Origin of the sequence: Glycomyces sp. YM15, assembly GCF_016918015.1 — a bacterium.
GTDB lineage: Bacteria > Actinomycetota > Actinomycetes > Mycobacteriales > Micromonosporaceae > Glycomyces.
This window is the reverse complement of record NZ_JAERMK010000001.1, coordinates 320,772-326,794: the sequence shown is the minus strand read 5'-3', so window position 1 is coordinate 326,794 and position 6,023 is coordinate 320,772. Positions and strand designations below refer to the sequence as shown.

General features: G+C 67.8%; 3 protein-coding genes and 3 tRNA genes. 4 read left to right on the top strand and 2 right to left on the bottom strand.

Features of this window, described 5'->3' with window-relative positions; translation table 11 throughout:
* Positions 1-76: 76 nt before the first annotated feature.
* The gene (locus JHY01_RS01470) at positions 77-2,410 is read right to left on the bottom strand and encodes a Tex family protein (protein WP_307814137.1); all 2,334 of its coding nucleotides are present in this window, start codon (positions 2,408-2,410) and stop codon (positions 77-79) included.
* 136 nt (positions 2,411-2,546) lie between these two features.
* Between JHY01_RS01470 and JHY01_RS01465 the strand changes: the two genes are divergently transcribed.
* From JHY01_RS01465 to JHY01_RS01450, 4 genes are all read left to right on the top strand, one after another.
* Positions 2,547-2,619: transfer RNA gene (locus JHY01_RS01465), tRNA-Gly, on the top strand.
* 24 nt (positions 2,620-2,643) lie between these two features.
* Positions 2,644-2,715: transfer RNA gene (locus tag JHY01_RS01460), tRNA-Val, on the top strand.
* A 48-nt stretch (positions 2,716-2,763) separates the two neighbouring features.
* Positions 2,764-2,837, top strand: a tRNA-Cys gene (locus JHY01_RS01455).
* Between the two features lie 559 nt (positions 2,838-3,396).
* Positions 3,397-5,439 carry a cellulase family glycosylhydrolase gene (locus JHY01_RS01450; protein ID WP_205323810.1) on the top strand — a complete coding sequence of 681 codons (2,043 nt, stop codon included), beginning with the start codon at positions 3,397-3,399 and terminating at the stop codon, positions 5,437-5,439.
* Between the two features lie 92 nt (positions 5,440-5,531).
* Here JHY01_RS01450 and JHY01_RS01445 read toward each other — a convergent pair whose 3' ends face one another.
* Positions 5,532-5,732 carry a hypothetical protein gene (locus JHY01_RS01445; protein WP_205323809.1) on the bottom strand — a complete coding sequence of 67 codons (201 nt, stop codon included), beginning with the start codon at positions 5,730-5,732 and terminating at the stop codon, positions 5,532-5,534.
* Between the last annotated feature and the right edge of the window lie 291 nt (positions 5,733-6,023).

The window sequence follows — 6,023 nt, the reverse complement described above, 5'->3', positions numbered from 1 at the left end:
GGTCCCCCCGGCCCCCCCCCTTATGGGGCGGCGCGGGGGGTGGCCGGGGGGCGCCCCGGGACTCGCTGCGGTGGGGCTACTTCGTGAGCCCGGCTCGGCGCAGCGCCTCGGCCATCGCGCTCTGCGGGGCCGCCTGCTGACCGCCGCGCTGGCGCGGCTGCTGCCGCCCGTTCCCCTTGCCGCCCTTGTTCCCGCCGCCTTGGCGCTGGCCGCCGCGCGGTTCGCCGCCTCCGGCCGCCACCTCGTCGTCGAGCCGCATGGTGAGCGCGATGCGCTGGCGCTGGAGGTCGACCGAGACCACCTTGACCTTGACCACGTCACCAGGCTTGACGATCTCGCGCGGGTCCTCCACGAACCGGTCGGCGAGCGCCGAGATGTGCACCAGGCCGTCCTGGTGGACGCCGATGTCGACGAACGCGCCGAAGGCGGCGACGTTCGTCACGGCCCCTTCGAGGAGCATCCCGGGCTTGAGGTCCGAGACCTTCTCCACGCCCTCTTTGAAGGTGGCGGCCTTGAACTCCGGGCGCGGGTCGCGTCCGGGCTTCTCGAGCTCGGCGAGGATGTCGGAGACCGTGGGCACGCCGAATCGGTCGTCGGCGAAGTCGCCGGGCTTGAGCTTGCGGAGCGTCTTGGCGTCGCCGACGAGAGCGCCGATCGGCGCGCCGGTGGCGGCCAGGATGCGCTCGACCACCGGGTAGGCCTCGGGGTGCACGGCCGAGGCGTCGAGCGGGTTGGCCCCGCCCGCGACCCGGAGGAACCCGGCGGCCTGCTCGAAGGCCTTGGGGCCCAGGCGGGGCACGCTCAGCAGCGCCTTGCGGTCGGCGAAGCGGCCGTTCTCGTCGCGGTACGCCACGATGTTCGCGGCCACGCTCTCGGAGAGTCCCGACACCTGAGACAGGAGCGGAACGGAAGCGGTGTTCAGGTCCACGCCGACCGCGTTCACCGCGTCTTCGACTACGGCCTCAAGGGATTTCGTGAGTTTGGACTCAGTCAGGTCGTGCTGGTACTGGCCGACGCCGATGTGCTTCGGTTCGATCTTCACCAGCTCCGCGAGCGGATCCTGGAGCCGCCGCGCGATCGAGACCGCCCCGCGCAGGGAGACGTCCATGCCCGGCAGCTCCTTCGTCGCGTACGCCGAAGCCGAGTAGATCGAGGCCCCGGCCTCGGAGACCACGATCTTCGCCAGCTCAGCGGTGCTGCCGAGGGCCTTGATGAGGTCGGCCGCGAGGCGGTCGGTCTCGCGGGAGGCCGTGCCGTTGCCGATCGCGATGAGCTGCACGCCGTGCTTCTTGACGAGCGCGCCGAGGGTCGCCAGTGAAGCGTCCCATTGGTTCTGCGGCTGGTGCGGCATGATCGCGGTCGCGTCGAGGACCTTGCCCGTGGGGTCGACCACGGCCACTTTGACTCCGGTGCGGTAGCCCGGGTCGAGCCCCATCACGGTCTTCGGTCCCGCCGGGGCCGCGAGCAGCAGGTCCTTCAGGTTCGCGGCGAAGACCTTCACGGCCTCGTCCTCCGCGAGCTGCCACAGCCGCATCCGCAGGTCCACGCCCAGCTTGACGAGGATGCGCGTGCGCCACGCCCACGAGACGGTCTTGGCGAGCCACGCGTCGGCGGGCCTGCCCTCGTCGCGAATCCCGAACTTCGCGGCGATCACGGCCTCGCTGTCGGCCCCGTCCGCCTCCGATGCTCCGGGCTCCAGGGAAAGCGAGAGCGCCTCCTCCTTCTCGCCGCGCATGAGCGCGAGCACCCGGTGCGACGGCAGCGTGGTGAACGTCTCCGCGAATTCGAAGTAATCCGAGAACTTCGCGCCCTTCTCCTCGGCTCCGTCGCGGACCCTCGAGACCAGCCGGCCCCGCCGCCACATGCGTTCGCGCAGGTCGCCGATGAGGTCGGCGTCCTCGCTGAACCGCTCGGTGAGGATCGCGCGCGCCCCGGCCAGCGCCGCGGCCGCGTCCGGCACCTCCTTCGCGGCGTCGATGTATGCCGCGGCGGCGGTGTCCGGGTCCTGTGAGGGATCACTCAGCAGGAGTTCCGCGAGCGGCTCCAGGCCGGCCTCGCGGGCGATTTGGGCCTTCGTGCGGCGCTTCACCTTGAAGGGCGCATAGAGGTCCTCGAGTCGCGCCTTCGTGTCGGCGGCGTCGATTTGCGCGGCGAGCGTCTCGGTGAGTTTGCCCTGCTCGGCGATCGATTCGAGCACCGCCTTGCGGCGGGCCTCCAACTCGCGCAGGTAACCCAGGCGCTCCTCGAGGGCGCGCAGTTGCTCGTCGGAGAGGCCCCCGGTGGCCTCTTTTCGGTACCGGGCGATGAAGGGGACGGTGGAGCCGTCGTCGAGAAGCGCGACGGCCGAGCGGACTTGATGGGAGCCGACCGAGAGTTCCTCGGCGATGCGTTGATCGATAGCTTGAGCCACGGGAGGATTCTGCCAGAGTGCTGCGACAACATGGTCCGAAGCCGGAAGCCCCGACCCCCCGGTGGACGCTCGGCCGGGCATTGGGTAAAGTTCTATCCCGTCGCCGGGGGAACGAAAAAGCCCCTGGAAAAGACATGCGGACGTAGCGCAGTTGGTAGCGCGACACCTTGCCAAGGTGTAGGTCGCCGGTTCGATCCCGGTCGTCCGCTCGGAGCTCGAAAGAGCGCTATCCCGGACGATTAGCTCAGCGGGAGAGCACTCCCCTGACACGGGAGAGGTCACTGGTTCAATCCCAGTATCGTCCACCGCCGGTCGGGGTCCAGAATGTACGGTCTGGGCCTCGATCACGTCAGGGTGGGTTGTCCGAGTGGTTAGGTAACGGCCTGCAAAGCCGTGCACACGGGTTCGAATCCCGTACCCACCTCCACATGATCTCCCCGTCGTCTCGGGCCCGGTTCGCGGGCCTTGGCCGACTCCACCCGATCCACGTTTGATCCGCCGTTGGTCCGTGGGATCCGGGGTCGAGAGAGCGCCATGGTGCCGCGGCGTATGGCCTGCTCAGAAGTCATGTCGCCCGATCGGGGCAATATCTCTCGGAGACGAGTTCGGATTGCGCTATCCAACGTCGCATTCGCGCCCGAGGCTGCGCGTCTGCATCCCCGCAGCGCGTCCAGGTCGGACGCCGCGCGGGTTTGGCGTACCCGCCGACCTCCCACTCCTTTGTCAAGGTCAGAAACCAACCAGCGATCACACGCCGCCGCTTGAGAAGGATTGGCCGCCAGTGTGAGTGCCACAGTGTCAAAGTATATCCCTAATGTCTACTTGATGGTTCTATGGCGCCCTGCGGCGAGCGCTTACTTGGTCCTGTTGATTGACAAAGTCATCGGCGGCTGCGTACCGTACTTGACATCGAGCAGAAATCCACATGCCTCGATACATCCGAACCCCTTCCCTTCATGAATCCCATCTCCTGCAAGGAGTCCGAGATGAGTCCAAGCACGGTGCATCGGCGACGGCTGCGCCTCGGCGTGATCGCCGCCTCTGCCGTCACCCTTCTGTCCACCAGCCTCCTCGGGGCGGTCAGTGCCCACGCGGCCCAAGGCTGCGAGGTCGACTACCAGGTCACCGGCCAGTGGTCGGACGGCTTCAACGCCAACGTCGAGGTCACCAACCTCGGCGATCCCATCGACGGCTGGGCCCTCGAATGGGCGTGGTCCGACGGCCAGCGCGTCACGAACCTGTGGAGCGCCAAGGACAAGAGTAAGGACGACGCGGCCAGGGTCGAGAGCTTGGGCTACAACGCCAAGCTCGCGACCGGGGACTCGGCCTCCTTCGGGTTCACCGGCTCCTTGACCGGCGCCAACACCGACCCGACCGAGTTCCGCCTCAACGGCCGCCTCTGCGACGGCACCGTCGGCGAGCCGTCGACCGGCTGGGCCGACGCTGAAGAGCAGGTCGCCGCCATGCAGCCGGGCTGGAACGTCGGCAACACCCTCGACGCGCTCGGCGGCGAGACCAACTGGGGCAACCCGATGATCACCGAGGAACAGCTCCAGACGGTGAGGGCGGCGGGCTACAACTCGATTCGCCTTCCGGTCACCTGGGACGAGTTCACCGGCGAAGGACCGGATTACACGATCGCCCCCGAACGCATGGAGCGCGTCGCGCAGGTCGTCGACTGGGCGATCGCGAACGACCTGCAGGTCATGCTCAACATCCACCACGACTCGTGGATGTGGATCGACGAGCTGCCGAGCGACCACGACAATGTGATGGCCAAGTTCGAGGCGATGTGGACGCAGATCGCGACGCGGTTCAAGGACTACCCGGCCGGGCTGTCGTTCGAGAGCAACAATGAGCCGGCGTTCGAGGGCGTCTCCCACGAAGAAGGCGACGTCTACAACGCGGAGCTGAACCAGGCGTTCTACGACGTCGTGCGCAACTCGGGCGGGTACAACGGCAACCGGCTCCTGATCCTGCCGTCGCTGCACACCAACGCCGATCAGGTGCGCCTGGACCCGCTCAAGACCATGATCGAGGGCCTCGACGACCCGATGGTCGCCGCGACGATCCACTACTACAGCTTCTGGCCGTTCACCGTGAACATCGCCGGTTTCACCACGTACAACGAACAGGTCCAGCAGGACCTCGCCGACTACTTCCAGCGGGCGCACGACACTCTGGTGGCGAACGGCATCCCGGTGATCGTGGGCGAGTGGGCGGTGTTCAACTACTCCCCGCCGTGGGCGCCCGAGCGGATCGAGCAGGGCGAGATGCTGAAGTTCTTCGAGGACCTGCAGTTCCAGGCCCGCGAGAATGAACTGACGACGATGCTGTGGGACGCCGGCCAGTTCCTCAACCGGGCGACCCTCGAATGGCGCGACCCGTACATCGCCGAGCGCCTCCAGACGGAAGTGACGTCGCGTTCGGGGACGACCTCGTTCGACCGGATCTACCTGGAGCAGTCCGGGACCATCACCGACGAGTCACTCACGCTGAACCGCAACGGCCTTGATTTCGAAGGCCTGTGGGAGGGAGATGTGAGACTCGATGAGGGCACCGACTACACGGTCTCGGGCGACACGCTCACCCTGACCGCCGCGGCGCTCACCCGCCTCGCCGGCGACCGCGCCTACGGCGTCAATGCCATTGTCGAGGCCCGCTTCTCGGCCGGATCGCCGTGGCGGATCTACATCAAGACCAACGACCAGCCCGTGCTCTCGGACGCGACCGGAACGACGACCTCGTTCAACATCCCGACCGAGTTCAACGGCGACAACCTCGCCACCATGGAGGCGAGGTACGCCGACGGCACCAACGCCGGGCCCGCGACCTGGACCCCGTTCCAGGAGTTCGGGCACAGCTTCATCTACGACTACGAGGCGGGCACGATCATCCTCAACACGGTGTTCCTCGAAACGCTCAGAGAGGGCGAGCCCGCCACCCTGACCTTCCACTGGTGGGGCAGTGACACCGTCACCTACACGGTCACCAGGACCGGCACGACGGTGACCGGAACGGCCTCGTAGCGGCCGCACCGCTTCCCTTCCTTCACAACGACAACCGCCGGGCCGGAGCCGATGCTCCAGCCCGGCGGGCAGTTCTTTTGGGCGGCTCAGTCCTAGAGCGGCCAAGTCTTCGTCAGTTCTGCGATCGCGTCGGCGAGACCCGAGGCCGCGGTATCCGCCTCCTCCTGCGTGGCGCCCTCGTCGTCCTTCGCGGCCTGGGCCGCGTCGCGCGCGGCGATCAGCGCCGCCGCGTCGCCGAGGAGGACGCCATGCGTGAATGGTGGACCGATCGGGATCCGCGAGTCCCGCCGCACCAGCACTGCCGCCTTCGGTCCGTCGTTGGCCCGTGGGATCCACGGTTGTTGGAGAACCGGATCGCCGTCGTCCGTCCGGCTGCCTTCAATCGAGCGCGTCGGCGGACCAGGTCGCGGTGAGGACGCTGGGCGTGTGCCCGGCCTCGCGGAACGCCTGCTCGACGGCGGGCTCGGGGCTGTTTCGGCCGCCGGTGGCTGCTCGTTGGCATCTCCGCGGTCGGTCCGGTTGGAACGCCATTGACGAGAAGGAGCGCCGGGCCGAAGGCCCGGCGCTCCTTCTACTCATCGCGA